1 protein-coding gene is annotated in these 734 nt (G+C 27.4%); it reads left to right on the forward strand.

The genetic code is table 11. The annotated features are described in order from the left end of the window. The first annotated feature begins 246 nt into the window (after nt 1–246). Nucleotides 247–480 (forward strand): hypothetical protein, encoded by a 234-nt coding sequence (locus BPMYX0001_RS26465; RefSeq protein WP_018767989.1) that lies wholly within the window; start codon nt 247–249, stop codon nt 478–480. The last annotated feature ends 254 nt before the right edge of the window (nt 481–734 follow it).

The raw sequence follows: 734 nt of genomic DNA on the forward strand, positions 1-734 counted from the left end.
GATCCTTTTTGTTTGTTGCTGATAATAATAGGATATACATAAATTTCATCGGATGTGATGGGGTTAAAAGGAAGGAGAGGGTCGGGATTATCATGGTGGAAAGCTTAATATTGGTAGTATTTCTTTTTATCTTATATAAATTAGTTGATAAAAAAACAAACTAATTATTTGAAACGATAGAGTGTTTTCTTTTTAAGAGCGATATTTATTTTATAGTGAATTAGATAATTTAAAGGAGGAATTTAGATGGATGCAAGGAAAGAACGCATAAAATACGAGAAGATGTCAAAGAACTATAACCGTATTTATTTAGTTTCGTTTCTCCTATTAATTGTACTTGTTTGTAGTAGTGTGATTATCATAGGAGCTACAGGGGGAAAATATGGAGTGTTTTTGTTGTTAGCAATTTTACTTAACGCACGTATTACTAAAGGATCTCAAAAAAAGTATGAGCAGTATTCTAATAAAGGGCGTATTTAAAATGATAAATATGTTGAAAAGAACAACCTAAATGTACATTCAAAATATCCCTATATCATACCTATTAATTACTAAAAAATAATCTTATATTAATAATTTTTTAGTAATTTAGGAATAGAAAACGTACCTTATTAAAATGTTATTTTCGTTCATATAATGAATTATCCTTCTAGCATATTTATAAGATTTATATCATATATTAGGAGAAAGAATGCAAGTTAGAAAGGAGTCTTATAGAATGAGTTATTTGGAGG

This window comes from Bacillus pseudomycoides DSM 12442, assembly GCF_000161455.1.
GTDB lineage: Bacteria > Bacillota > Bacilli > Bacillales > Bacillaceae_G > Bacillus_A > Bacillus_A pseudomycoides.